This is a genomic window from Sphingobium sp. TomMM35A (genome assembly GCF_054771735.1).
In genome coordinates this window covers 2,420,102-2,444,980 of the sequence record NZ_BSRC01000001.1, presented here as the reverse complement: position 1 = coordinate 2,444,980, position 24,879 = coordinate 2,420,102, and the positions used below count along the sequence as shown (strand labels likewise).

The window sequence follows — 24,879 nt, the reverse complement described above, 5'->3', positions numbered from 1 at the left end:
ATATATCGCAGAATCCACGTGACTCCGCCGGTTTTTCTGCTATGTGCGCCCTGAATTCATTTTAGGGACTCATCATGGCTGACAATCCAATGCTGAAATTCGTGGGAACGGGCCAAGCCTATCCCGAGAAGCGTTCGGCGGATGATCGCGCCGACGACTTCATGGAAATCAGCCGTAGCTTCCTGCTGGAGAAGGCGGAAGAACAGGCGTCGCGCTGCTCGCAGTGCGGCGTGCCCTATTGCGCGACCCACTGCCCGCTGCACAACCACATCCCCGACTGGTTGCGCCTGACGGCCGAGGGACGGTTGCGCGAAGCCTATGAACTTTCCAACCTGACCAGCACGATGCCGGAGATTTGTGGCCGGATCTGCCCGCAGGACCGCCTGTGCGAAGGCAATTGCGTCATCGAATTTTCCGGTCATGGCGCGGTCACGATCGGGTCGGTCGAAAAGTTCATCACTGACACGGCCTGGAAGGAAGGCTGGGTAGAGCCACTGGTGCCCGGCCAGCCGCTCGGCCAGTCGGTCGGCGTGATCGGCGCCGGTCCAGCGGGCCTGACCACCGCCGAATATCTGCGCGCCGCGGGCTATGACGTGCATGTCTATGACCGGCACGACCGCGCGGGCGGGCTGCTAACCTACGGCATCCCCGGTTTCAAGCTGGAGAAGGACGTCGTCATGCGCCGTGTCCAGCGGCTGAAGGATGGCGGCATTATCTTCCATGAGGGCTTCGAAGTCGGCCGCGATGCGTCGATGGAGGAACTGCGCAGCCGCCATGACGCCATCCTGATCGCGACCGGCGTCTACAAGCCGCGCGACATCAAGGCGCCGGGCGTCGGAGCCAAGGGCGTCATCAAGGCGCTCGACTTTCTCACCGCGTCCAACAAGGCGGGCTTTGGCGATGCAGTGCCCGAGCATGAGGACGGCACGCTGCACGCCAATGGCAAGAAGGTCGTAGTCATCGGCGGCGGCGACACGGCGATGGATTGCGTCCGCACCGCCATCCGCCAGGGCGCGACGTCGGTGAAGTGCCTCTATCGCCGCGACCGGGACAATATGCCCGGTTCGCAGCGCGAGGTGCAGAATGCGGAGGAGGAAGGCGTCGAGTTCGTCTGGCTCTCCGCGCCGATCGCGTTCGAAGGCACGGAACATGTGACGGGCGTCAAGGTGACGAAGATGCGCCTTGGCCAGCCCGACGCGTCCGGCCGCCGCGCGCCGGAAGCCGATCCGGGGACTGAATATACGCTGGAAGCCGACATGGTCATCAAGGCGCTGGGCTATGACCCCGAAGAGCTGCCAAAGCTGTTCGGCGCGGATGACCTGTCGGTCACGCGTTGGGGCACGCTGCGCGTCGATCACAAGACGATGATGACGTCGATGGACGGCGTGTTCGCTGCGGGCGACATCGTGCGCGGCGCTTCGCTGGTCGTATGGGCGATCCGCGATGGCCGCGACGTGACCGAGCATATGCACCGCTATCTGCGGGCCAAGGCGAAGGCGGCGGCCGGAGAAAGGCAAGCGGCGTGAGGCGGGCTTTCCGCTTTTCCCTGATCGGGTTGGCGCTGCTGGCCGCGCCGCCCGCCCTTGCGCAGGGCGCGCCTGACGCCGCGCGGGTGGCGGCTGCGCGTCCGGTCGTGGACAAGATCTTCCCGGTCGGCACCTATCGCCGGATGATGGACGGCACCATGTCCAAGATGATGGACAGCATGATGGACGGCATGATGAAGATGCCGATTGCTCAGTTCGCCCGCATTGGCGGTGTGCCGGAAGAGAAGCTGGCGGCGCTCGAGGAGTCCTCGATGGAGCAGATCAGCGCGATCATCGATCCCAATTTCCGCCAGCGTACGAAGCTGGGCATGGATGCGATGATGGGGTCGATGGTCGACATGATGGACGGCTTTGAGCCCAAGGTGCGCGACGCGCTGACCCGCGCCTATGCGCGCAAGTTCGACGGCAAGCAGCTTGGCGAATTAATGGCGTTCTTCAAGACATCGACCGGGGGCCTGTATGCCCGGGAGTCCATGATGATGTTCATGGATCCGGAGATCATGGGCGAGATGCAGGCATTGATGCCCGAAATGATGAAGAAGATGCCGGAAATGGCAGCCAAGGCGGAGGCAGCGACGAAAAGCCTGCCGCCGCCGCGCAAGATCGCCGACCTGTCGCAAGAGGAACGCGGCAAATTGGCGAAGCTGTTGGGTGTCAAGGCGAGCGACCTGAAGGACGGCGCCGCCACGAGTGACGAAGGAACGAAGTGATGAGCGATCAGACCCCCTATATGGCGAGCCCCGAAGAGCGCGCGCGCCTTGCCGCCGAGGGCATGTATCATCCGGAGATGGAAGGCGACGCCTGCGGCGTCGGCCTTGTCGCCGCGACGGATGGCCGTCCGAGCCGCCGCGTCGTCGCTTCGGCGATCGATGCACTGAAGGCCGTGTGGCACCGTGGCGCTGTCGATGCGGATGGCAAGACTGGCGACGGCGCGGGCATCCATGTCGATCTGCCGGTGCGCTTCTTTGACGATGCGATTGCCGATTCGGGTCATAAGCCCCTGCCCAACCGCCTCGCCGTCGGCATGATCTTCCTGCCGCGCACCGATCTCTCTGCGCAGGAAACCTGCCGCACGATCGTAGAGAGCGAGATCATCGACGCGGGCTACACCATCTATGGCTGGCGCCAGGTGCCCGTCGACGTGTCGGTCATCGGCGAGAAGGCGCAGCGCACCCGTCCGGAAATCGAGCAGATCATGATCGCCGGGCCGATGCCCGAAGAGCGCGACCAGACCGAGTTCGAAAAGGACCTCTACCTCATCCGGCGCCGGATCGAGAAGAAGGTGATCGCCGCGCAGATCCAGGATTTCTACATCTGCTCGCTGAGCTGCCGTTCGATCATCTACAAGGGGCTGTTCCTCGCCGAATCGCTGTCGGTCTTCTATCCCGACTTGCAGGACGAGCGGTTCGAGAGCCGGGTCGCGATCTTCCATCAGCGCTATTCGACCAACACCTTCCCCCAATGGTGGCTGGCCCAGCCGTTCCGCACGCTCGCGCATAATGGTGAGATCAACACCATTCGCGGCAACAAGAACTGGATGAAGAGCCACGAGATCAAGATGGCCTCGCTGGCCTTTGGCGATCATAGCGAAGACATCAAGCCCGTGATCCCGGCAGGCGCTTCGGATACCGCTGCGCTCGACGCCGTGTTCGAGGCGATCTGCCGGTCGGGCCGTGACGCGCCGACGGCAAAGCTGATGCTGGTGCCCGAAGCTTGGCAGGCTGCCGCTGGCGAAACGCCGCAGAGCCATGTCGACATGTACGAATATCTCGCCTCCGTCATGGAGCCGTGGGATGGTCCGGCCGCGCTGGCGATGACTGATGGTCGCTGGGTCGTGGCGGGCGTCGACCGCAACGCGCTGCGTCCGCTGCGCTATACGCTGACCGGCGACAATCTGCTGATCGTGGGTTCGGAAACCGGCATGGTCGTGGTGCCCGAAACCACCATCGTGAAGAAGGGCCGCATGGGCCCCGGCCAGATGATCGCGGTGGACCTTCAGGAAGGCGCAATCTACGACGACCGCGCGATCAAGGACCAGATCGCGGGTGAGAGGCCCTATGCCGAGCTAATCAAGGACTTCATGAAGGTCGGTGATCTGCCCCAGGCTGACAGCGCCCTGCCCGCATGGGACAAGGCGGAGCTGACGCGCCGCCAGGTTGCCGCCAATCTGTCGCTGGAGGATATGGAGCTGATCCTCGCCCCAATGGTCGAGGACGCCAAGGAAGCCGTCGGATCGATGGGCGACGACACGCCGCTGGCGGTCATTTCCGATAAGCCGCGTACCGTCAGTCACTTCTTCCGCCAGAATTTCAGCCAGGTCACCAACCCGCCGATCGACTCCCTGCGCGAACGGCATGTGATGAGCCTGCGCACGCGCTTTTCCAACCTGCACAACATATTGGAGCAGGAAGCGCAGAACAGCCATGTGCTGGTGCTGGAATCGCCGGTGCTGATTTCGTCCGAATGGGCGCGGCTGAAGGCCCATTTCGGCCCGGCGGTTGCGGAAATCGACTGCACCTTCCCGGCGGAAGGCGGGCAGGAGCAGCTGCGCGCCGCCATCGCCCGCATCCGCGAGGAAGCCGAGCAGGCGGTGCGTGAAGGCCGCACGGAAATCTTCCTGACCGACGAGCATATCAACGCCGACCGGGTCGCCATCGCTGGCGTGCTGGCGGCGGCGGCGGTGCACACGCACCTCGTCCGCAAGGGCCTGCGCAGCTACGCGTCGATCAACGTCCGCTGCGCCGAGGCGCTCGACACCCATTATTTCGCGGTGCTGATCGGCGTCGGCGCGACCACGGTGAACGCCTATCTGGCCGAAGCGAGCATCGCGGATCGCCATGCGCGCGGCCTGTTCGGAGATCTGGCGCTTGAGCAGTGTTTCGAACGGTTCCGCACGGCCATCAACGAAGGTCTGCTGAAGATCATGTCCAAGATGGGCATCGCGGTCATCAGCAGCTATCGCGGCGGCTATAATTTCGAAGCGGTGGGCCTGTCGCGCGCGCTGGTGAACGACCTGTTCCCCGGCATGCCCGCGAAGATTTCCGGCGAAGGCTATGCGTCGCTGCACCATAATGCGGTGCTGCGCCATGAAGCGGCCTATGACAGCGCAGCCGTGCGCCTGCCGGTCGGCGGCTTCTACCGCCAGCGCAATGGCGGGGAGAGCCACGCCTATTCCGCGCAGCTGATGCACCTGTTGCAGACGGCGGTGGGAACGGACAGCTATTCGACCTATCTGCAATTCTCGCGCGGTGTGCGGGATCTGCCGCCGGTCTATCTGCGCGACCTGCTGGAGTTCAATTTCGCGCGGGAGGCTGTGCCAATCGACGAGGTCGAGGCGACGACGGAAATCCGCAAGCGCTTCGTGACGCCGGGCATGTCGCTGGGTGCGCTCAGCCCTGAGGCACATGAGACGCTGGCGATCGCGATGAACCGCATCGGCGCGAAGGCCGTGTCGGGCGAGGGCGGCGAGGATGCGAACCGCTTCAAGCCCTATGAGAATGGCGACAATGCCAACAGCGTGATCAAGCAGATCGCTAGCGGCAGGTTTGGCGTGCATGCCGAATATCTGGGCAGCGCCGAGGAGATCGAGATCAAGGTCGCGCAGGGCGCCAAGCCCGGCGAAGGTGGCCAGCTGCCCGGTTTCAAGGTGACCGAGTTCATCGCCAGGCTGCGCCATTCGACGCCCGGCGTGACGCTGATCTCGCCGCCGCCGCACCATGACATCTACTCGATCGAGGATCTGGCGCAGCTCATCTACGACTGCAAGATGATCAACCCGCGCGCGCGGGTCTGCGTCAAACTGGTGAGCCAGGCTGGCATCGGCACGGTGGCGGCAGGCGTGGCGAAGGCGCATGCCGACGTCATCCTGATCGCGGGCCATGTCGGCGGCACCGGCGCAAGCCCGCAGACGTCGATCAAATATGCCGGCACCCCTTGGGAAATGGGCTTGTCCGAAGCCAATCAGGTGCTGACGCTCAATGGCCTGCGCCATCGGGTCAAGCTGCGGACCGATGGTGGTCTCAAGACCGGCCGCGACATCGTGATCGCTGCGATCCTGGGCGCGGAGGAGTTCGGCATCGGCACGCTGAGCCTCGTCGCCATGGGCTGCATCATGGTGCGTCAGTGCCACAGCAACACCTGCCCCGTGGGCGTCTGCGTGCAGGATGAAAAGCTGCGGCAGAAGTTCACCGGCACGCCGGAGAAGGTTATCAACCTCATGACCTTCATCGCCGAGGAAGTGCGCGAGATCCTGGCGCGGCTGGGCTATCGCAGCCTTGACGAGGTGATCGGGCGGACGGAACTGCTGAAGCAGGTCAATCGCGGTGCCGAGCATCTCGACGACCTCGACCTCAACCCCATCCTTGCCAAGGTGGATGCGCCCGACGATCAGCGGCGCTTCAGCCTGACGGAATGGCGCAACGAGGTGCCCGACAGCCTGGACGCGCAGATGATGCGCGATGCCAAGGCCGTGTTCGAGCGGGGCGAGAAGATGCAGCTGACCTATACGGTCCGCAACACGCATCGCGCCGTGGGCACCCGGCTGTCGGCGGCGGTGACCGAACGGTTCGGCATGTCTGCCCTTGCGGACGGGCATCTGACCGTGCGCCTGCGTGGGTCGGCCGGTCAGTCGCTGGGCGCATTCCTTTGCAAGGGCATCACGCTGGAAGTGTTTGGCGACGCCAACGACTATGTGGGCAAGGGCCTGTCGGGGGGCACGATCGTCGTGCGCACCACCGTGTCCTCGCCGCTGACCAGCAAGGACAACACGATCATCGGTAACACCGTGCTGTACGGCGCAACGGCGGGCAAGCTGTTCGCGGCGGGCCAGGCCGGTGAGCGCTTTGCCGTCCGCAACTCCGGTGCTCAGGTAGTGGTCGAAGGCTGCGGCGCCAATGGCTGCGAATATATGACCGGCGGCATGGCGGTGATCCTGGGCAAGACGGGCGCGAACTTCGGCGCGGGCATGACCGGCGGCATGGCGTTCATCCTGGACGAGGATGGCAGCTTCGAGCAGCAGGCCAATCCGGAAAGCATCGTGTGGCAGCGGCTGGAAAGCGCCCATTGGGAAGCGCAGCTCAAGGCGTTGATCGCCGAACATGCGGTGACGACCGACAGCAAATGGTCGAACACGATCTTGGATGATTGGGATCGCTGGCGGCGGTATTTCTGGCAGGTGTGCCCCAAGGAGATGGTGCACCGGCTCGCTCATCCGCTGAGCGATGCGCCTGCCGCGGTAGTGGCCGCCGAGTAAGAGGAAGGGGAGGAAAGCGAAATGCTTCCTCCCCTTTTTCTATGACGGTGCGAAGGGCCTCGTCCCGCCCCTTGCTTTTTAGCTCAGCTAATAGGAAGTCACTGTTGCTGCGGGCGTCCGATCGAATGCCGGCTGGCTGCCTTGCGCCAGTTGAGCGGGGTGGGGCGGCGCATCATCGCCGTTTGCGAAACGCTCTATATTCGCGGGCAGGCGGTGAACCGGTGAGGGCGGCGCGTCGGCCAGAGGCTGCCAGTCGGTATCGGTTTGTACATCCTGCGCTTCATACCGCTGAACCGCCGGATCGTCATAGCCGCTCCAGCTTCCCATCATCGCGGTCATCTGCCGCTGCGCCAAGGTTGGGCCGCAGCCCTTGCAGTCGATTTCCTCGGGCCCGGCCAGATCACCGCCATCCGTCGCAATGACAGGATCAGGAGATGCGGAATAGGAGGATTCGATGTCGGTAAACGCCACGCGCGGCGGGGTCGTCGCATAGAGGCCGAGCGCCAGTCCGCTCGTCAATGCGGCTCCGGCGCTTGCCAGGCTGAACAACCAGAATCGAGCGGACATGCGACCTTCTCCTTTTCCGCCCTCGCCCACGGACTTCACCATCCTTCGGCAAAAGAAACGCGCATGACGATCGGTTGTTGCATGGCCTTGAAGCCTTTGCTAAGGGCCGCCTCCTACCAAGGCACCGGCCCCGCCGGTTTCCCTTCAGATGTGCGGTCGTGGCGGAATTGGTAGACGCGCAACGTTGAGGTCGTTGTGGCCGAAAGGCCGTGGAAGTTCGAGTCTTCTCGACCGCACCATCTTTCTCTCAAACAGCTGTACATGTGATACCGCCAAGCGCGGCGGGCGTTCGCGCGTTAGGCGTTGCTAGATTTTGCCAAGCTCATTGCGAATGAACAGCCGCTGTAGGCTTTCGCGCCGAGGCAGTCCGGTTGCGCCCTTGGATAGCCCGTCCTTCCCGGCGCGCCGCGCGACATGGCGGGCGATCAGATAGCTGGGGTCCAGCAGGGAGAGGAAGGTGAGAGAAGGCGCGAGGCTGGGCCAGCGCAGCTGAATCAAGCGCCTGAGATATTGGAGCCGCGCGCGCGCGCCGTGCGTCGCGGTGCGTGGAACATCCATGTCCAGCAATTTCTTGGCGGTCAGCAACTGGGTGCGCATCGCGTTGCGGGCATAGCCCGAGCGGAAGAGCCGGTTGAGCTCATCCCAGTCCGCGCGGGTGAACTGGCTGGCGAAAGACTGGATGTCGAGCAGGTGACGCAGGTCGATCCGGCCGCGCAGATAGTCCCTGCCCTTCAGCTGGTCATGCAGCAGGAGGATGGCGGTGCAGGCAACGGGCGAAGGCAACGATATGATGCCGCCTTTCAGGTCCAGCAGGGCAGCATCCTTTGCGAGATCGTCGAAGCGATAGAAGAGGGTGTTGATACTGCCATATTCCGAATGGAGATCTATGGTCGCCGCATCTTGCGGGCGGAAAAGAACGGCTGGGACGCCCGGTTCGAGATCGGTGGTTTCCAGATGATAGCCGATGCCGCGAAGCTGATCGATCATGGCATGAAAGCGGCCTGCGGGAACCATGAGATCAATGTCGGCCAGCATGCGTGCCGCACGCCGTTCAGGCGGCGCATGGGCGAGCCAGGCGGTCCCTTTCAACAAGAGGGGTGACACGCCAGCGGCGTTCATGACGACGGCCGCTTCGTCCAGCTGTGCCATGAGACGATCGTTGCGATCGCCATTGCGCCTCTCCATCTCGCTGAAGAACAAGGTTACGTCCGCAGGGAGTTCGGGAAAGAGCCCCGCCTCCCGAAGGCGCGCCGAGACGGCGGGCGTGCACAAGGTCTTGTTCGCCAGACCGATGATGCGGGGCCAGTCGGCATGCGCAGGCAGTTGGCCGCGCAGGCAGGCGAGAAGGCCATGAAGAGGATCAAGCCGGGCCACAAAATTCGCCGAGAAGGGCCGCGGCCTCGTTCAGATCATCATATTCCAGCATGCAGGTACGGGCCGCGCCCACGGTACGGATCATTATATCGATCGCGCTCCGGTCAGCTTCGCCGCTGGACGAGGCGGCTTCGGAGAGAAGATGTTTGACGAGTGCGGCCGGGTGTTGCTGGATGAGCCGGGCTGGAGCGCCTTTGGTCCGCCGCAACTTGACGATCCAGCCGACCGGTAGCGGCTCCTGGGCTGCCTTCTCGGGCAGATCGAGATAGCGGACGCGCCGTCCGTCAGGCCGCCAGTGGATCAGCGGCTGAAGCCGTCCCGGATAACGCGCGGCCATCATCGGCCATGCGCCGGACTTGACCGTCGGCAGGAAGGGCAGGCCCCGCACCCGCCCATCGGGTCCGAGCATGCTGATGTCGTCGCCATGATAGGCAAAGCCGTCGCCGATCAGCCAGGAGATCAGCGTGGTCTTGCCCGCCCCCGGAGGCCCGCTCAAGAGCAGCGCCTTCCCACCGCGGCTGACGCATCCCGCATGCAGGGCGAGCGTCCAGCGGGGATCGTCGATGATGTCCTGCACGACCTGCGCCTTGACCAGCGTGGCCGCCTGATTGAGTTGCAGCAGTGCGGCAGGCCCGCCGTCACGGCTGAACAGGCAGAGGCCTTCATTCTGCCAGAGGTCGTAGCTCGTCAGGGCCCCTTCAGTCGGCGCGTCAGGTTCCAAATGTACGAACAGCGGGGATATCTGCCGCGCCAACGCCTCGTCATGATAGCGCAGCGCGAAAGTTCGGGCGCCCAGCGACATGCGTTGGGTGAGGATGGGCGGGCTTGCGGGCGGTCGGATGGTGGCGTGGACCAGCCCCGATTGGGACCAGTCCGCCAGCACCTTGTGCAGCATGACCGATGAGTGACTGACACCCCGGTCAGCCACTTCCTGAGCGAGTTGCGAAACGGATATGCCGTCTTCCAGGCGGCAGCCGATATAGCCCGCGATCTGGTTCAGTTCATAGATGGCTCGCCGGGACTGCGACACGATCAGCGGCTGATCGCCGATGAAGGTCATGGAAGTCCCGGGAGTAAGGCGCAGCATCAATTCCGCCCTTTGAGGGCGCTCCGCCCATTCGCCATTTGATCGCCGGACTAGCGTGCTCAGGGTTTTTTACCCTTGCCGCCGCTGCCACCCTTGTTCCCGGGGTTGCCAGGACCAGTGCCGGGGCCGTCGTTGATCGGCGGATTGCCCGGAGGCTGGGGATCATAGCCATTGCCGACGCCGTTATTCCCCTTCGGCCCGCCGCCACCACCGCCGCCCGATGCCGCGATCGCCGGAGATGACAGGGAGGTCGACAACATGATCGTCATCGCCGGAGGAACGGTCGCGGCGAAGCGCCCGCAGGTCTTCAGGAAATTGCGGCGGTCGTCGGCCGCAGCCAAAATGGTGGGTTCCTCTGCCAAGGGTAGCCTCCTCTTGTTCAGGATTGAGGCACGCTACCATCCCGGCCGAGTCCACCGCACTGCTATGGAGGGGTATATCAGAAGGTATAACCTTTCCGCCTCCCTCCATAGCTGGCACTAATCATCGACTTAGCTCAGCTGAAGCTATTCCGAAGCGGGCAGGTAAATCTCGCTCCCCTTGTTTTTGAATGTCTCGCTCATCTCGGCCATGCCCTTTTCGGCATCTTCGGCAGCGAGGAACTGGTCGCTCGGCTGGTTCTGCTTGGCGGCGAAATCCCGCACCTCCTGCGTGATCTTCATCGAGCAGAATTTGGGGCCGCACATGGAGCAGAAATGCGCCGTCTTCGCGCCCTCGGCAGGCAGCGTCTGGTCGTGATATTTCTCCGCCGTGTCGGGATCGAGCGACAGGTTGAACTGGTCCCGCCAGCGGAACTCGAAGCGGGCGCGGCTGAGCGCATCGTCGCGGACTTTCGCGGCGGGATGGCCCTTGGCGAGGTCGGCGGCATGGGCGGCGAGCTTGTAGGTGACGACGCCGACCTTTACGTCATCGCGGTCGGGCAGGCCCAGATGCTCCTTGGGCGTGACGTAGCAAAGCATCGCCGTGCCATACCAGCCAATCATCGCCGCGCCGATGCCGCTGGTGATATGGTCGTAGCCCGGCGCGATGTCGGTGGTGAGCGGCCCAAGCGTGTAGAAGGGCGCTTCGCCACAGGCCTCCAGCTGCTTGTCCATATTCTGCTTGATCTTGTGCATGGGCACATGGCCCGGCCCTTCGATCATCACCTGCACATCCTGCTCCCAGGCGCGCTTGGTGAGTTCGCCCAGCGTGTAGAGTTCGGCGAACTGCGCTTCGTCATTGGCGTCGGCAATCGATCCGGGACGCAGACCATCGCCAAGCGAATAGGCGATGTCATAGGCCTTCATGATCTCGGTGATCTCGTCGAAATGTTCGTAGAGGAAGCTTTCCTTGTGATGGGCGAGGCACCATTTCGCCATGATCGACCCGCCGCGCGACACGATGCCGGTGACGCGCTTGGCGGTCATCGGGATATAGGGCAGCCGCACACCGGCATGGATGGTGAAATAATCTACGCCCTGTTCGGCCTGCTCGATCAGCGTGTCGCGGAAGATGTCCCAGGTCAGCTCTTCGGCAATACCGCCGACCTTCTCCAGCGCCTGATAAATGGGCACGGTGCCGATCGGAACCGGCGAGTTGCGCATGATCCATTCGCGGGTGTCGTGAATGTTGCGGCCAGTCGACAGATCCATGACCGTATCCGCGCCCCAGCGGTTCGACCAGACCAGCTTGTCGACCTCGCTCGCCACATCGGAAGCGACGGCGCTGTTGCCGATATTGGCGTTGATCTTGACCAGGAAATTGCGGCCGATCGCCATCGGCTCCGATTCCGGGTGGTTGATGTTGTTGGGGATGATGGCGCGGCCGCGCGCGACCTCGTCACGGACGAATTCCGGCGTCACATAGTCGGGGATCGATGCACCCCAATCCTGCCCGTCGCGCACATATTCAGCGAGGCGGGCGCGGCCGAGATTCTCGCGTGTCGCGACATATTCCATCTCCGGCGTGATGATGCCGCGCCGGGCATAGTGCATCTGGGAGACGTTCATGCCCGGCTTGGCGCGCAAGGGGCGCTTCACGACATGGGGGAAAGGCTGGACGCCGCCTGACCGGTCGGGGCCCTTGAGGCCGTTATCTTCCGGCTGGATCGCGCGGGCGTCATATTCCTCGACATCGCCACGGCCGATGATCCAGTCGCGGCGCAGCGCTGGCAGGCCCGCCATGATGTCGATGCGCGCATCGGGATCGGTATAGGGACCGGACGTGTCATAGACGCGGACCGGGGGCTCGCCGCTGCCGGGCTCCAGATCGATTTCGCGCATGGCTACCTTGAGCGGGCCGACATGAATCTTGCGGCTGCCCCGGATAGGGCCCGTGGTTACGCGCATTTCAGTGCGGGCTGGAATGTCTGCCATGGTGGTTCCTTTCAGGCGATAACGGTGGCGCGGCCAGTGAGGCCAGCGAGGAAGAGGAAGAGGCCAAGGACGATGCTGACAGCAGCCCAGGCTCGGGTGAAATTGAGCGACCAGCGGCCGATGCGGAGCAGCGGAGCTGGGACGGCGAGCAGCAGCGCGCCTTCGACCAGCGCGGCATAGCCGATCAGGCTGACGATGACGGCGAGTGGATCGGTCCAGATGCTGTGGATGAGGACGAGGGCCGCGCCGACCACGAAGACGGGGAAGCCGAGCGCCATGACGAGACCCGGCGAGCGCTCCAGATCGTCCATCACCGCTCGCCAGCGCAACGGCGCCATGAGGCCGCCAATGCCCAAGACGATCATGTACAGGCCGATGGCTTCGGATAGGCGCAGGGTGAGGATGGAGATGGTGTCCATGGCAGCTCCGTCCTCCTCTTCTTCGCTGGGCGGAAGGAGGGTGCGGACATGCCGGTGACAAGCCGTCCCTCCCTACGCCGGTCTCATCCGGATCAGGTTCAACGGGTCGCAGCCACATCAGCCGCCTCTCAACCGCCTGTGAGCGGTCCCCCGGGGATGGAGAGTCGATAGCCGAAATGGTTCGATCACGCCAGCCCATTGCGCTGGACATGGGACGGGCTTGCCGCTTTTGTGGCAGGAGATGAAGCATCATGATCTGTCCACCAAGGGAGGCCGCAAGGCGCACCGGCATGAAATGCGCATGGTCGCGGTGCGGCCCAGGCGTTGGGGGCTGTGGCTGCTCACCGCCGGGTTCCTGCTGGTGCTGACGCCCTCCGCGCTGGATGTGCATAGCCTGTTCGGGCTGTGGCCGCCGATGCTCGGGGCGGTTTGCGTGATTGTCGGGGTGCCGCTGCTGGTGGCAAGCGTGGTGCTGAAGCGGCGCTATGTTCGCGAGCGGGCGGCGGGGCAGGTGATGGTGGGACGGATCAGGGGGTAGGTCATGGTTTGCGATGTCGCCTTATTCCCCTCCCGCAGGCGGGAGGGGTTGGGGGTGGGCGCGAGCGGAGCGAGCTTCTTGGATCAGCCGCTGAAGACCCCGCAGACGTTGCGCTAACCCACCCCCTAGCCCCCTCCCGCCTGCGGGAGGGGGAACATCGTGTCTCAACCGCTCAGCCTATTGCCTCGAACATCAGCTTCATGCCTGTCCTGGGCCTGATCGTCAGGCGGCTGATCGGCTCCGGCTTGAATCCTTCCGGAACCGACAGCCGATAGCGGCGCAGGACGCTGGCGATGACGGTCATTACCTCCTGCTGGGCGAAGCCTGCGCCGACACAGACGCGGGGGCCGCGGCCGAAGGGGAACCAGGCTTGGCGAACCATTTCGGCATTGGCGGGATCGTCGAAACGGTCGGGATCGAAGCTGTGCGGGCAGCCCCAATTATCCTTGTTCCGCTGGGTGAGCCACGGTGCGACGACGAGCATCGCGCCCTCCTCCAACTGCTTGTCGCGCATCGGCATGGGGCAAGGCACCTCGCGCGGGAAGAAGGCGACGGGCGGATAGAGCCGCAGCGTTTCGCGGAAGATGTTGCGGACATGCCCCATGTCCTTGAGCATCGCGGCGGTGAGCGCTTCCTCCCCTGCCAGCGCCAAGACCTCGGCACGCGCCGCATTCTGGATATGGGCGCATTCGGCGAGCATGTAGAGCGCCCAGGTCATGGTGCTGGCCGATGTCTCATGCCCCGCGAGAAAGACGGTGGAGACCTGATCCATCACCTGTTGCAGGGTGAAGGGCTCGCCCGTTTCGGGGTGCTTCGCCTCGATCAGCGACTGGAGGATGTCCTTGTGCGGCGATTCTCCACGATCGTGGAAGCCCTGATAGCGGGCCTCCACGATCGGGCGGAACACGTCGTGGATGGCTTTGGCCGGTTTCAGCGACCGCTGCTCGAACCAGCGCGCGGGGAAACCGTAAAGGCGCAGCATCGAGGCGCTGTGGGCGTAGCGCTGGAAACGGCCGAAGGCGTTGTGGATGATGTTGGATCGATGCTCGTCCAGCGCCTCTGAAAAGAGCGTGCGGAAGATGATGTCGGCCGCGACATGGGTCATCATCGGGTCGATATCGACGGGCTTCGTGCGGTCGGCGGCATCGATGCGGGCGAGCAGATCGTCGGCAGCCGCGACCATCAGCGGCATGGACCGGTGCAGCGCCGTATGGGCAAAGGCCGGGTTGACCATCGCGCGCTGGCTTTCCCAATCCTCGCCATTGGCGGAAAAGACGCTGTTGCCGATCAGGGGCGAAAGGTTGCGGACGAGTTCGCGATGCTTGGGGAAGGCAGTGCCGCCGCGCAGAACCTTGTCCACCAGCGGCAGTTCATTGGCGATATACATGATCTGCCCGGGCATGCGGATTTCGCCAAGCTTCATCGTGTAGCTTTTTTCGAACAGCACATGGATCCAGCTGTGCCAGCCGCGCAGGAATCGCTTGAAAAGGCCTCGGCGGGTACGCGGCGGTTGCGGATAGGGCGGAGTGAAAGGTTCTGTCACGCTATGGCCCTGAAGGCTGTGATGGCTTGGTCGATCGTGCGGCGGCCAGCGGTCAGGCTGACATAGTCGACGGGGGACAGGCGGTCGCCGACACGCAGATAATCGAAATGCGCCTCATATTTGTTCGACCAGCCGCTGTGATAATTTTCCGGGTCGTAGAAGAGATGGAAGCGCGGCGAGAGCAGATCGACGCGGGCGGCGCAGCGATCCGATACCAGGCGGATGGGGTGGACGTCATAATAGGCGGCGCCATCGGGAGGCGCGGAAAGATCGACGAGGCGGAATTGCCCCTCGTCCAGCGCCTTGAGGTCGGCATGATACCAGCGGGCATCCTTGCGCAGGGCTACGACCGGCACGACCTGTCCCAAGGTGAGGGCCGTGAAGTGATCAGGCAGGGGCTTGCCTTCGCGCAGTTCAAGGATGCGGCGAAGGACGCTCATCGCGTAGATGGTGCCGTTGCTGTGGGAAGCGAAAATGACTTCGTCCCAGGGGCCGTCCATTTCCTGCGCGATGCGGGCGGCGAACTGGTCGAGCCGGGCGTTCATCTCTTCGCCTGGGCCACGCGCCGCGACGCTGTGATTATAATACATGAAGCGAAGCAGCCAAGGCACGATTAGTTTGTTAAGCAATCGGCCGGAGAGCAGCATGCTGATGCCGATCCCGATCAGAGCGGCGGCCCAGAACGGCATCAGGAAAGACAGGAGCAAGGCGGGGATGAGCGTCAGCGCGAGCGGTATGAGGATGGCAAGTAGGGGCGGGTAAAGGATCGTGATGACCGGGCCGGGCCGGAGCTTTCGCATGCGCAGGAACTGCATGTGCCGCGCATGGGCGAAATAGGTCGCGACCGACCGCCAAGCGAGGAGCAGCGGATTGCGGATCCAAACCTTGCCGACCAGATCCTCCCAGCGGAGGAATTCATAATCGGTCTCCACCCCCGCGCTGTGGTTGGTGATCGTCCAGATCGCTGAAGAGGCTGGACCTGAACGGCGCGCGCTTACCTCCACCTGCTCGCCTGACAGCCGGGCATAGCGCTCCGCCTGCTCACGATAGAGTTGGTGATAAAAACGCACCCCGCGCGGATCGAAACCGCCAAGGTAGAAGACTTTACGCTTGAACTTTTGCACGGCCCTGTTCCACATCGGGCCATGACGACACCCGAACGCGATTACTGCTATTTCATAGATCACCGCAAATACAACCGAAACATCGGCTGCCGGAAACATGACAATGCCTATGGCATCAATGGCGGGGGCAGCGAGCGCGACCGGTGGCGGGCGGATTTCGCCTTTTACCGGCACATGCGCGGCAATGGCGACCCGATGGCGCTGCCTTCCCTGCTCGCCTGCCTGGCGTTTGGCTGGTTCTGCTGGAACTATCACCCCGGCAAGGGGCTGTGGCGGGGACAGCTCTTGCGCCGCTTCGTGAAAGCGCCGAAGTGAGCGGCATGACCAATCCCAAGCATGTTTCCGTGGGGCCGATCACGATCGGCAATAACCTGCCCCTTGTCCTGATTTCCGGCCCCTGCCAGATCGAGAGCCGCGATCATGCGATGATGATGGCGGAGAAGCTGGCGGATGTCGCGCGCAAGGCGGGCGTGCCGTTCATCTTCAAATCCTCGTTCGACAAGGCAAACAGGACGTCCGTGTCGGGGCAGCGTGGCGTAGGGATCGATGCGGGTCTGGCGATCCTGGCCGACGTGAAGGCCCAGCTCGGCTGTCCGGTGCTGACCGATGTGCATGAGGCAGGCCAGGTAGAGGCAGCGGCGCAGGCGGTGGATATTCTGCAAATCCCGGCTTTCCTGTGCCGTCAGACGGACCTGCTGTTGGCGGCGGGAAAGACGGGCGCAGTGGTCAATGTGAAGAAGGGCCAATTTCTCGCGCCCTGGGACATGGCTGCGGTGGCGCAGAAGGTCGCCTCCACCGGCAATGAGCGGATATTGCTCACCGAGCGCGGTGCGAGCTTCGGCTATAACACGCTCGTCAGCGACATGCGGGCTCTGCCGGTAATGGGTGAGACCGGCTATCCGGTGGTGTTCGATGCCACCCACTCCGTGCAACAGCCGGGCGGATTGGGGTCCGCGTCAGGCGGGCAGCGGGAATTTGCGCCTGTGCTGGCGCGCAGTGCGGTTGCGGCTGGCGTCGCTGCAATCTTTGCCGAAGCGCATGACGATCCGGATCGGGCACCATCGGATGGGCCGGTCATGCTGCCGCTGGAATGGATGGGGCCGCTGCTGGAGAAGCTCAGGGCGATCGATGAGGTGGTGAAGGGATAGGGTCACGCGGAGGCGCGGAGACGCGGAGGGAATGGGCGTAGCCCTGTTTCATCCATTTTGCGTCCTCTGCGTCTCCGCGTCTCCGCGTGAACCAAATTTACTGGCCTACGGCCGCGTCTGGCCCGTTCCGCGCACCAGCCACTTATAGGTTGTCAGCCCCTCAAGAGCCACCGGGCCGCGGGCGTGGAGGCGGCCGGTTGAAATGCCGATCTCTGCGCCAAGGCCGAACTCGCCGCCATCGGCGAACTGGGTCGAGGCGTTCCACATGACGATCGCGCTGTCGACCGCGTTGAGGAAGCGCTCCGCTTTCTGCGCATCTTCGGTGATGATCGCGTCGGTGTGATGGCTCGCATGCGCGGCGATATGGGATAGCGCTTCGTCAAGCCCATCAACCAGCCGCACGGAGACGATGGCGTCGAGATATTCGGTATCCCAGTCCTCGTCCGATGCCGCGACGACACGTGCGTCCAGCGCCTGCACCGCAGCATCGCCGCGCACTTCGCACTTGGCGTCGAGCAGCGCTTTCACGATGGCGGGCGCGGCTGCGAAGGCCTGGTCGATCAGCACCGTTTCGGTCGCGCCGCAAATGCCCGTCCGGCGCATCTTGGCATTGACGATCAGCTTGACGGCCATGTCGGGATCGGCGGCGCCATCGACATAGCTGTGATTGATGCCGTCCAGATGCGCGAGCACAGGCACGCGCGCCTCTTCCTGTACGCGCGCGACGAGGCTCTTGCCGCCGCGCGGGACGATAAGGTCGATGAAGTCCGACGCCTTGAGCAAAGCGCCCACGGCGGCGCGATCAGTCGTCGGCACCAGTTGCACCGCGTCGGCGGGCAAGCCCGCGGCGGCGATCCCTTCCGCCATGGCGGCGTGGATGGCGCGATTGCTTTCCTTCGCCTCGCTTCCCCCGCGTAGGATGACGGCATTGCCCGCGCGCAGGCAGAGCGCAGCGGCGTCGGCGGTCACATTGGGACGGCTTTCATAGATGATGCCGATGACACCCAGGGGCACGCGCACGCGCGACAGCTCCATGCCGTTGGGCCGGACCTGCTTGTCGATGACGCTGCCCAGCGGATTGTCGAGGCTCGCAACCTGATCGACGCCAGCCGCAGTCGCTTCCACACGGGCTTCGTCCAGGCGCAGCCGGTCGAGCATGGCTGGCGAAAGACCATTGGCGGCGGCATTTTCCACGTCGCGCGCGTTGGCAGCAAGGATTTGCGGCGTCTGATCCCGAAGCGCCTGGGCGGCACGGCGCAGCGCATCTATCTTCTGCGCGTCGCTCGCGCTGGCCAGCGCCGTGGCGGCGGCACGGGCGCGTGCGCCCATCGCGGCGATGAGCATTTCGGGAGTCTGAGTGAGGTCATTCATCTGGTCGAGCCTTTCGTCCGCGCCCTTAGCATGAAAGCGTGATCGGGCGAAAGGCGCCGAGACCTGCGATGGATGGCCCGTTGAGCGCTGATCTTTTAACCGCGTCACCCAACCGTTCGGGCCGAGCTTGTCGAAGCCTCTTCTTCCTAAAAGAAGTAAGGCCCTTCGACAGGCTCAGGGCGAACGCGGTGGTGGGGTGACTCCTGACGCCCTAAGCCGCCTGCGCCAAACTCACCGCCTTCATCGCGCGGAAGGTGCGGCAGGGCGGAATATTGCGCCATTCGACACGTTCGGCGATGTCGTTGAACTGCCCGGTAAGCAGCCGCCGGACGAAGGCCGAATATTGATAAACCAGGAACTCGCCGCCCGGCCGCAGCGCCCGCTGCGTTTCCGCGCAGATCAGTTCGCCGACGCCATCTGGCAGGGTGGAGAAGGGAATGCCCGACAGGATGTAATCGGCCTGCTGATGCCCAGCTTCGCTGATGAAGCGGCGCACGTCCGCCGCCGATCCATGCACTACCCTAAGCCGGGGATCATCGATCTGCGCTTCCAGCCAGGCGACAAAATCGAGGTTGAGGTCGATCGCCAGCAGCTTGGCGTCCGGGTGCATGCGCTCCAGGATCGGCCGGGTGAAGGTGCCGACGCCCGGACCATATTCGACGAACAGCCGCGTGCGCTGCCAATCCACCTGATCGAGCATGCTGCTCACCAGCGCGGGAGAGGATGGGATCACCGATCCGATCATGCCGGGATGCTTCACGAACTGACGGAAGAACATGCTCCATTGGCCAAGGAATGAGGCCGGAACTGCTTTTGTCTTCAGGGGAATGGAGGCCATCAATACTCGCCTGTCTGCCTTCTGTCTGGGCCTTGCAAATAACGGCCCGCCTTGCAAGCCGCTTTGCGCTGGCGGGCTTGTGGCCCGGCCATGGGTAAGCGAACGCGCGGAGTGCGGATGGGTTCAATCCGCAATCCGCTAGCCCTTGTTAAGAGGGACGCTCGCGCGACCGGAGCATGCCCGGCGCGACGAAGCCGATCGGATCGACCCGCATCGCGCTTTGCTTCAGCTGGGATTGGATTTTTTCATATTCCTGCTCCATTTCGGGCGTGACCGATGCGCGGGTTTCTTCCAGCGCCTCATTGAAATGCGCCTGTTCGACGCGCTCCACCGACAGCGACTGACGCAGCGCGATCAGGCCCGCGCGGCGCACCAAGTCTTCAAGGTCAGCGCCGGTGAACCGCTCGGTCCGTTCCGCCAGATCATCGAGGTCGACATCGTCGGCCAGCGGCATTTTACCGGTGTGGATGGCAAGGATGCGCTTGCGCCCCGCCTTGTCCGGCACAGGCACATAGATAAGCTCGTCGAAGCGGCCCGGCCGAAGCAGTGCGGGATCGATCAGCGTCGGCCGATTTGTCGCGCCGATGACGACCACCGATTGCAGTTCCTCCAGCCCGTCCATTTCGGCAAGGATGGTGTTCACCACCCGCTCCGTCACTGCCGGTTCGCCCAGCCCGCCGCCACGCGCCGGGACGAGGCTGTCCAACTCGTCGATGAAGATGACTGTCGGCGCCACCTGGCGCGCGCGGGCGAACAGGCGGGCAATCTGCTGCTCGCTTTCGCCATACCATTTGGACAGGAGGTCGCTGGACTTGGTCGCGATGAAGTTCGCCTGCGCTTCCCGCGCCACCGCCTTTGCCAGCAGCGTCTTGCCGGTGCCGGGGGGGCCGTAGAGCAGGAAGCCCTTGGCGGGACGGATGCCGATGCGGCGGAAGGCGTCGGGGTCCTTGAGCGGAAGCTCGACCCCTTCCTTGAGGCGCATCTGCGCTTCGTCCAGGCCGCCAATGTCGGACCAGCCGATATTGGGCGCCTGCACCATCACCTCGCGCATGGCGGACGGCTGGACGCGCTTGATGGCGGCCATGAAGTCATCGCGGGTGACCGACAGTTCCTCCAGCACATCCTGCGGAATGGTGCCTTCCTCAAGGTTGAGGCGCGGCATGAAGCGGCGCACCGCTTCGATCGCTGCCTCTCGGGTCAGCGCGGCAAGGTCAGCACCGACGAAGCCATAGGTCATGCGCGCCAGTTCGCCGAGGTCAACTCCCTCGCCGAGCGGCATGCCGCGCGTGTGGATGCCCATGATCTCGCGCCGTCCGCGCTCGTCGGGAACGCCGACGATGATCTCGCGATCGAAGCGGCCTGGGCGCCGCAGCGCCTCGTCTATCGCTTCGGGCCGGTTGGTGGCGGCGATCACGACCAGATTGGTGCGCGGTTCGAGGCCGTCCATCAGGGTCAGCAGCTGGGCCACCAGGCGCTTTTCCGTCTCGCCGGTCACATTGCCGCGTTTGGGCGCGATCGAATCGATTTCGTCTATGAACAGGATGGATGGCGAGGACTTCGCCGCTGCCTCGAATATCTCGCGCAGCTGCTTTTCCGATTCGCCATAGGCCGATCCCATGATCTCCGGCCCGTTGATCAGGAAGAACTCCGCCTCCGATTCATTGGCGACGGCGCGGGCGAGCCGTGTCTTGCCCGTTCCGGGCGGGCCATGGAGCAGCACGCCCTTGGGCGGATCGACGCCCAGCCGCTCGAACAATTCGGGGTAGCGCAGCGGCAGCTCCACCATTTCGCGGAGCTGGTCGATCGCTTCGGCCATGCCGCCGACATCGTCATAGGTGACGTCGGCCCGCCGGGATTCCTTAGGCTCTTCATATTCGGCGCGCAGGTCGATCTCCGTGTCGGCGTCGATCTGCACGAAGCCTTTGGGCGTGGTGGATACGACTACCAACCGGATTTCCTGCAAGGCATAGGCGGGCGCGGCCAGCATCTGGCGAAGCTGCGGCGGCATGTCGCTAGGCGGGACCTGTTGCTGTCCAGCCGTGGCGACGATGTCGCCAGCGGCAAGCGGGCGCTGGAAGAAGACGCGTTTCAGCGCCTCCGGATTGCCCTGAAGCCGCAGGTTATTTTGTGCGGGCGCGAAGACCACACGCTGGGCGGGCCGCGGTTCGATCTTGCTGATCTGGACGAAGTCACCGGAGCCCACGCCTGCGTTCGCGCGCTGCAAACCGTCGAGCCGAAGGACGTCGAGCCCTTCATCCTCCTTATAGGGCCGCACGACGCGCGCGGGCGTTGAACGTTTTCCCGCGATCTCGATCACGTCGCCTTCAGCAAGCTGAAGTTCCGCCATAACGGCGACCGGAATGCGCGCGAGCCCGCGCCCTGCATCCTCAGGCCGTGCATTGGCTACCTGAATCCTGCGTTCCGGGCTTTCCTGTTCGGCCATTGCCATCCCCATTCTTGTCACTGCGTAACGAGATAGGAAACGTCGAAGCGCAAGGAAAGAGCCCCGCGATCATGATAACCCGGGATAAAAAAAGGGCTGACCCGAAGGCCAGCCCGGAAAGTTTTAGGAGAGGATGCCTGAAAGGCCTTTCCTATGTGCGTTGCAGCATGGCATTTTGCAATTGCGAAAAGGATCGAAGAGTTGCAAATTTTGCATCTTACCAGTTGACGCTTTTTCATGCTGGTGAAAAGAGGATGACTGAAACCGGGCTGCTGCCTGCCCGCACCGCGACGATGACGCGTCGCAGCAGAGCGGTGGCTTGGCTATTAGATTGACTATGCGCAGACTGCCGCCCCTTACTGCCCTTGAGGCCTTTGTTCAGGTAGCCCGGCTTGGGTCGGTCAAGGCTGCGGCGGAAGAACTCGCCTTGTCCACGCCCGCACTCAGCCGCCGCGTGCAGGCGCTGGAGCGGTTCATCGGCCGCCCCCTGTTCGATCGCAAGCATCAGGCGCTGGAGATCAACGCCGATGGGCAGAAGCTGCTCGACGACATCGCCCCCGCGCTGGATTCGCTGAGCCAGGCGCTGGAGAATATCCAGAGCGGCGGCAATCAGCTGCGCCTGCGCCTGGCCGTCATGCCGCTGTTCGCGACCCAGCGGCTCTTCCCCCATCTGGGCGCCTTGCGGCAGAAGCATCCCCAATTGCATATCGATATCGAGACGACTCCCCATGCCGTCGCGCGTCTGGGCGAAGGGTTGGATGCGGCGATCGTGCTTGCCAAGGATATCGATCCGGCGCTTTATGCCCATGAGCTCGATCATGACGAAGTTTATCTGATCGGCCGCAAGGCGCTGCTCGACGCCCCGCAAAAGATCGGATCTCCGGCGGATCTGGCGCAGCACACGATCCTGCTCCACCGCGACATGAACCTGTCCTTCGACGCATGGAAGGATGCGGTGGGCTTGCCCGACCTGCAGCCGCTGGCGATCGACAATTATGATTCGGGTCAGTTGATGCTGGAGGCCGCCGCGCAAGGGCTGGGCGTCGCCGTCATGCATGCGAGCCACTTCAAGGAAGCCGGTGACTCGCGTCTTGTCCGTCTGTTCCCGGAGACGCGGGTGGAAAGCCCCTATCGCTATTATTTCGTGTGCCGTCCGCGCGCCTTGCAGACCCGCGCCGTGCGCATTTTCCGCGACTGGCTGATCGCGGCGGATATCTGATTCCGCTCAATATCGGCGGCTGATCAGCGGCTTGGCGATTTTTGCCAGCCGCTCTTAACCCTGTCACGCTCGCGCCGTTATTAGCCGCATGACTGGGGCATCATCATCCGCAAATCCGCAGCACGGCCTGGCCGACCGCCTGACACGGTGGGCGCGTGGCCTGTCGGGCAAGCTTGAGGCAGAAGAGGAAGCGGATGAGGCGGAAAGCCAGCGCACCCGATCAGGCAGCACGGTGCATCGCGAGGTCAATCGCCGCCGCAAGCTGTATGACGAGATCGGCAATTTCCTCTTTGCGCATGACCTTGACCTGACTCCGCTCAATTTCGGGGTCGCGCATGATTATCTTACCGGATCGCAGATCGCCGTTGAAAAGGCGATTAGGGCGGTGCTTGCGGAGCGCGGCAAGATCAGCAACAGCTGGGTCGAAGAGATCGTCGCCGAACAGCGCGCCGACGAAGTGACGCCCGAAGCCCTGTCGACCATGTTGGCGAAAGTCGAAGAGAATCTCTCCGAATTCACCGGCCTGATGACCGAATCGCGCAACTCCGCCAAGGATTATGGCGCAGCGTTGCAGGAAGAGGTGAAGGGCTTGGCGGCACGGGCGGACAATGAACCGGTCCTGTCCCGGCTGGTGGCGCTCACCCGATCAATGGTGGAAAAGACGCGGCAGGTCGAAGGGCAGCTGCGGCAGAACCAGAAGCAGAATCACGCGCTCCGCTCCAGCCTCGCCAATGCGCGGCGCGCGGCCGAACATGATCATCTGACCGGCCTTCCCAACCGGCGCGCGTTCGAAGGCAGGTTGCGCGAGGAAGTCGCCACGGCGCGGAAGGAAGGACAGCCACTCGCCGTTGCTTTCTGTGATATCGATCATTTCAAGCTGATCAACGACACCCATGGGCATGACACGGGCGACAGGGTGCTGAAATTCGTCGCCGGGCTGCTGGCCAAGGCAAGCGACGACCAATGCCATGTGGCCCGTCACGGCGGCGAGGAATTCGTCATGCTGTTTCGCGGCAAGACGGCCGCGGAAGCGTGCGAGGCGGTGGACAGCGTCAGGCAGGATCTGGCGACCCGTAGCCTCGTCAACCGCACCAATGGCGAGCGGATGGAGCGGGTAAGCTTTTCGGCGGGCGTCGCCAATGTGCTCGCCCACGACGATCCGCGCACGGCGCTGAAGGCAGCTGACCGGGCGTTGTATCTGGCCAAGGAACATGGCCGCAACCGCGTCTATCTCGCAGTCGAGGGCGAGTGATCCTGCCTTAGAAGTCCGGCTTCTCATAATGGGGCGGCGGGGTGATCACCTCCATCCGCTCCGACAGCAGGGGACGGAAGGACGGGCGCGACTTGAAGCCTGCATACCAGCGCTTGACCGTCTCATGCCCGGCCCAGTCGATGCCTCCCAGATAGTCGGCAACCGACAGATGCGCCGCCGCCGTTATGTCGGCAAGGCTCATCGTACCGCCAGCCATCCAGCTGCGGTGATCGAGCAGATAGTCCATATAATCCATATGGACATTGGCCCGCTTCATGGCTTCGCGCAGCACGCGGGCGTCTGGCGGCGCCCGTTCGATCAGCCGCTTCTTCATCCGCTCGTGCAGTAGTGGGCCAACGACATCGCCGTAGAAATTCTGGTCGAAGAAGGCGACGAGCCGCCGCACCTCCGCCCTGCCCGCCGCCGTGCCGGAGATCAGCGGGAATTTCTCCACCGTCTCTTCGAAATATTCGCAGATCGCCTGGCTGTCGATCAGCGTCGATCCCTTTTCCTGGTCAACCATGACGGGCGTCGTGCCCGCCGGATTGAGATCAAGAAATTCGTCTCGCGCTTCCCAGGGCGATTCGCGTACCAGATCATAGCCGATCCCCTTTTCGCCCAGCAGCAGGCGCACCTTGCGGGAGAAGGGACAAAGCGGGAATTGGAAGAGCTGCCACATGGCCTCCTGTTAAGCGGAGCCAAGCGCTGCGAAAAGCGGCAAATGGCTGACACTCGCTTAAATGGGGGACGATAGTCGCGGAAACTTTGGCGGCGGGGCGACAATCCGGGGCTTCCGATGATCGC

Annotated in this window: 20 protein-coding genes, 1 tRNA gene and 1 riboswitch; of the genes, 9 read left to right on the top strand and 12 right to left on the bottom strand. The window is 63.6% G+C overall.

What is annotated here, in order from left to right; genetic code table 11:
* Positions 1 to 74 precede the first annotated feature (74 nt).
* Genes ACYU8T_RS12275 through gltB form a run of 3 tightly spaced genes read left to right on the top strand, consistent with a single transcriptional unit; the run spans position 75 to position 6,798 of the window.
* Positions 75 to 1,526, top strand: coding sequence for an NAD(P)-dependent oxidoreductase (locus ACYU8T_RS12275; RefSeq protein ID WP_247232491.1), 1,452 nt, complete (start codon positions 75 to 77; stop codon positions 1,524 to 1,526).
* Positions 1,523 to 2,257: a DUF2059 domain-containing protein gene (locus ACYU8T_RS12270; protein WP_461159599.1), complete on the top strand. Its 735-nt coding sequence runs from the start codon at positions 1,523 to 1,525 to the stop codon at positions 2,255 to 2,257. The genes ACYU8T_RS12275 and ACYU8T_RS12270 overlap by 4 nt, the downstream gene beginning before the upstream one ends.
* A complete protein-coding gene (gene gltB, locus ACYU8T_RS12265) occupies positions 2,257 to 6,798 on the top strand; it encodes a glutamate synthase large subunit (protein ID WP_461159598.1) in 4,542 nt (1,513 codons plus the stop codon). The genes ACYU8T_RS12270 and gltB overlap by 1 nt, the downstream gene beginning before the upstream one ends.
* 87 nt (positions 6,799 to 6,885) lie before the next feature.
* Here the strand turns inward: gltB and ACYU8T_RS12260 are convergent, their stop codons facing one another.
* Entirely contained in the window at positions 6,886 to 7,365 is a 480-nt protein-coding gene (locus ACYU8T_RS12260; RefSeq protein ID WP_247232485.1) for a hypothetical protein, read from the bottom strand.
* A gap of 152 nt (positions 7,366 to 7,517) precedes the next feature.
* Between ACYU8T_RS12260 and ACYU8T_RS12255 the strand changes: the two genes are divergently transcribed.
* A tRNA-Leu gene (locus tag ACYU8T_RS12255) sits at positions 7,518 to 7,604 on the top strand.
* 67 nt (positions 7,605 to 7,671) lie between these two features.
* Here the strand turns inward: ACYU8T_RS12255 and ACYU8T_RS12250 are convergent.
* The 5 genes from ACYU8T_RS12250 to ACYU8T_RS12230 all read right to left on the bottom strand — a co-directional run bounded on the left by ACYU8T_RS12250 (position 7,672) and on the right by ACYU8T_RS12230 (position 12,599).
* Positions 7,672 to 8,739 (bottom strand): nucleotidyltransferase family protein, encoded by a 1,068-nt coding sequence (locus ACYU8T_RS12250; protein ID WP_247232412.1) that lies wholly within the window; start codon positions 8,737 to 8,739, stop codon positions 7,672 to 7,674.
* The gene (locus ACYU8T_RS12245; protein ID WP_461159597.1) at positions 8,726 to 9,826 is read right to left on the bottom strand and encodes a hypothetical protein; all 1,101 of its coding nucleotides are present in this window, start codon (positions 9,824 to 9,826) and stop codon (positions 8,726 to 8,728) included. The genes ACYU8T_RS12250 and ACYU8T_RS12245 overlap by 14 nt, the downstream gene beginning before the upstream one ends.
* Positions 9,827 to 9,885: 59 nt before the next feature.
* Positions 9,886 to 10,188: a hypothetical protein gene (locus tag ACYU8T_RS12240; protein WP_201515317.1), complete on the bottom strand. Its 303-nt coding sequence runs from the start codon at positions 10,186 to 10,188 to the stop codon at positions 9,886 to 9,888.
* 144 nt (positions 10,189 to 10,332) lie between these two features.
* The gene (gene thiC, locus ACYU8T_RS12235) at positions 10,333 to 12,180 is read right to left on the bottom strand and encodes a phosphomethylpyrimidine synthase ThiC (protein ID WP_461159596.1); all 1,848 of its coding nucleotides are present in this window, start codon (positions 12,178 to 12,180) and stop codon (positions 10,333 to 10,335) included.
* 11 nt (positions 12,181 to 12,191) lie between these two features.
* Complete coding sequence (locus ACYU8T_RS12230) at positions 12,192 to 12,599, bottom strand: DUF2065 family protein (protein WP_461159595.1); 408 nt, start codon at positions 12,597 to 12,599, stop codon at positions 12,192 to 12,194.
* Between the two features lie 52 nt (positions 12,600 to 12,651).
* A riboswitch (TPP riboswitch) is annotated at positions 12,652 to 12,762 on the bottom strand.
* Between the two features lie 78 nt (positions 12,763 to 12,840).
* Here ACYU8T_RS12230 and ACYU8T_RS12225 point away from each other — a divergent pair.
* Entirely contained in the window at positions 12,841 to 13,137 is a 297-nt protein-coding gene (locus ACYU8T_RS12225) for a hypothetical protein (protein ID WP_461159594.1), read from the top strand.
* Positions 13,138 to 13,309: 172 nt separating this feature from the next.
* On the opposite strand, the gene ACYU8T_RS12220 is transcribed toward ACYU8T_RS12225, so the two are convergent.
* Both ACYU8T_RS12220 and ACYU8T_RS12215 read right to left on the bottom strand, forming a co-directional pair.
* On the bottom strand, positions 13,310 to 14,680 hold the full coding sequence (locus ACYU8T_RS12220) for a cytochrome P450 (RefSeq protein ID WP_461159593.1): 1,371 nt from the start codon (positions 14,678 to 14,680) through the stop codon (positions 13,310 to 13,312).
* On the bottom strand, positions 14,677 to 15,804 hold the full coding sequence (locus ACYU8T_RS12215; RefSeq protein WP_461159592.1) for a hypothetical protein: 1,128 nt from the start codon (positions 15,802 to 15,804) through the stop codon (positions 14,677 to 14,679). The genes ACYU8T_RS12220 and ACYU8T_RS12215 overlap by 4 nt, the downstream gene beginning before the upstream one ends.
* Before the next feature lie 21 nt (positions 15,805 to 15,825).
* On the opposite strand from ACYU8T_RS12215, the gene ACYU8T_RS12210 reads away from it, so the two are divergent.
* Positions 15,826 to 16,119, top strand: a complete 294-nt coding sequence (locus ACYU8T_RS12210) for a hypothetical protein (RefSeq protein WP_461159591.1) — start codon at positions 15,826 to 15,828, stop codon at positions 16,117 to 16,119.
* A 5-nt stretch (positions 16,120 to 16,124) separates the two neighbouring features.
* Complete coding sequence (gene kdsA / locus ACYU8T_RS12205; protein WP_461159590.1) at positions 16,125 to 16,952, top strand: 3-deoxy-8-phosphooctulonate synthase; 828 nt, start codon at positions 16,125 to 16,127, stop codon at positions 16,950 to 16,952.
* 105 nt (positions 16,953 to 17,057) lie between these two features.
* On the opposite strand, the gene ACYU8T_RS12200 is transcribed toward kdsA, so the two are convergent.
* The 3 genes from ACYU8T_RS12200 to ACYU8T_RS12190 all read right to left on the bottom strand — a co-directional run bounded on the left by ACYU8T_RS12200 (position 17,058) and on the right by ACYU8T_RS12190 (position 21,604).
* A complete protein-coding gene (locus tag ACYU8T_RS12200; protein ID WP_461159589.1) occupies positions 17,058 to 18,323 on the bottom strand; it encodes a glutamate-5-semialdehyde dehydrogenase in 1,266 nt (421 codons plus the stop codon).
* A gap of 211 nt (positions 18,324 to 18,534) precedes the next feature.
* Positions 18,535 to 19,161: a class I SAM-dependent methyltransferase gene (locus tag ACYU8T_RS12195; RefSeq protein WP_461159588.1), complete on the bottom strand. Its 627-nt coding sequence runs from the start codon at positions 19,159 to 19,161 to the stop codon at positions 18,535 to 18,537.
* Positions 19,162 to 19,309: 148 nt separating this feature from the next.
* A complete protein-coding gene (locus ACYU8T_RS12190; protein WP_461159587.1) occupies positions 19,310 to 21,604 on the bottom strand; it encodes a CDC48 family AAA ATPase in 2,295 nt (764 codons plus the stop codon).
* A 337-nt stretch (positions 21,605 to 21,941) separates the two neighbouring features.
* On the opposite strand from ACYU8T_RS12190, the gene ACYU8T_RS12185 reads away from it, so the two are divergent.
* Together ACYU8T_RS12185 and ACYU8T_RS12180 are read left to right on the top strand one after the other, a co-directional pair.
* A complete protein-coding gene (locus tag ACYU8T_RS12185) occupies positions 21,942 to 22,823 on the top strand; it encodes a LysR substrate-binding domain-containing protein (protein ID WP_247232373.1) in 882 nt (293 codons plus the stop codon).
* A gap of 88 nt (positions 22,824 to 22,911) precedes the next feature.
* Positions 22,912 to 24,075, top strand: coding sequence for a GGDEF domain-containing protein (locus ACYU8T_RS12180; protein ID WP_097090665.1), 1,164 nt, complete (start codon positions 22,912 to 22,914; stop codon positions 24,073 to 24,075).
* A 7-nt stretch (positions 24,076 to 24,082) separates the two neighbouring features.
* On the opposite strand, the gene ACYU8T_RS12175 is transcribed toward ACYU8T_RS12180, so the two are convergent.
* A complete protein-coding gene (locus ACYU8T_RS12175; RefSeq protein ID WP_097090664.1) occupies positions 24,083 to 24,754 on the bottom strand; it encodes a glutathione S-transferase family protein in 672 nt (223 codons plus the stop codon).
* Between the last annotated feature and the right edge of the window lie 125 nt (positions 24,755 to 24,879).

Coding starts and splice junctions, on each gene's coding strand:
- ACYU8T_RS12180 (WP_097090665.1), top strand. CDS start 22,912: ATGACTGGGGCATCATCATCCGCAAATCCGCAGCACGGCCTGGCCGAC.
- gltB (WP_461159598.1), top strand. CDS start 2,257: ATGAGCGATCAGACCCCCTATATGGCGAGCCCCGAAGAGCGCGCGCGC.
- thiC (WP_461159596.1), bottom strand. CDS start 12,180: ATGGCAGACATTCCAGCCCGCACTGAAATGCGCGTAACCACGGGCCCT.
- ACYU8T_RS12225 (WP_461159594.1), top strand. CDS start 12,841: ATGAAGCATCATGATCTGTCCACCAAGGGAGGCCGCAAGGCGCACCGG.
- ACYU8T_RS12195 (WP_461159588.1), bottom strand. CDS start 19,161: ATGGCCTCCATTCCCCTGAAGACAAAAGCAGTTCCGGCCTCATTCCTT.
- ACYU8T_RS12210 (WP_461159591.1), top strand. CDS start 15,826: ATGACGACACCCGAACGCGATTACTGCTATTTCATAGATCACCGCAAA.
- ACYU8T_RS12200 (WP_461159589.1), bottom strand. CDS start 18,323: ATGAATGACCTCACTCAGACTCCCGAAATGCTCATCGCCGCGATGGGC.
- ACYU8T_RS12245 (WP_461159597.1), bottom strand. CDS start 9,826: ATGCTGCGCCTTACTCCCGGGACTTCCATGACCTTCATCGGCGATCAG.
- ACYU8T_RS12275 (WP_247232491.1), top strand. CDS start 75: ATGGCTGACAATCCAATGCTGAAATTCGTGGGAACGGGCCAAGCCTAT.
- ACYU8T_RS12190 (WP_461159587.1), bottom strand. CDS start 21,604: ATGGCCGAACAGGAAAGCCCGGAACGCAGGATTCAGGTAGCCAATGCA.
- ACYU8T_RS12175 (WP_097090664.1), bottom strand. CDS start 24,754: ATGTGGCAGCTCTTCCAATTCCCGCTTTGTCCCTTCTCCCGCAAGGTG.
- ACYU8T_RS12230 (WP_461159595.1), bottom strand. CDS start 12,599: ATGGACACCATCTCCATCCTCACCCTGCGCCTATCCGAAGCCATCGGC.
- ACYU8T_RS12185 (WP_247232373.1), top strand. CDS start 21,942: ATGCGCAGACTGCCGCCCCTTACTGCCCTTGAGGCCTTTGTTCAGGTA.
- kdsA (WP_461159590.1), top strand. CDS start 16,125: ATGACCAATCCCAAGCATGTTTCCGTGGGGCCGATCACGATCGGCAAT.
- ACYU8T_RS12260 (WP_247232485.1), bottom strand. CDS start 7,365: ATGTCCGCTCGATTCTGGTTGTTCAGCCTGGCAAGCGCCGGAGCCGCA.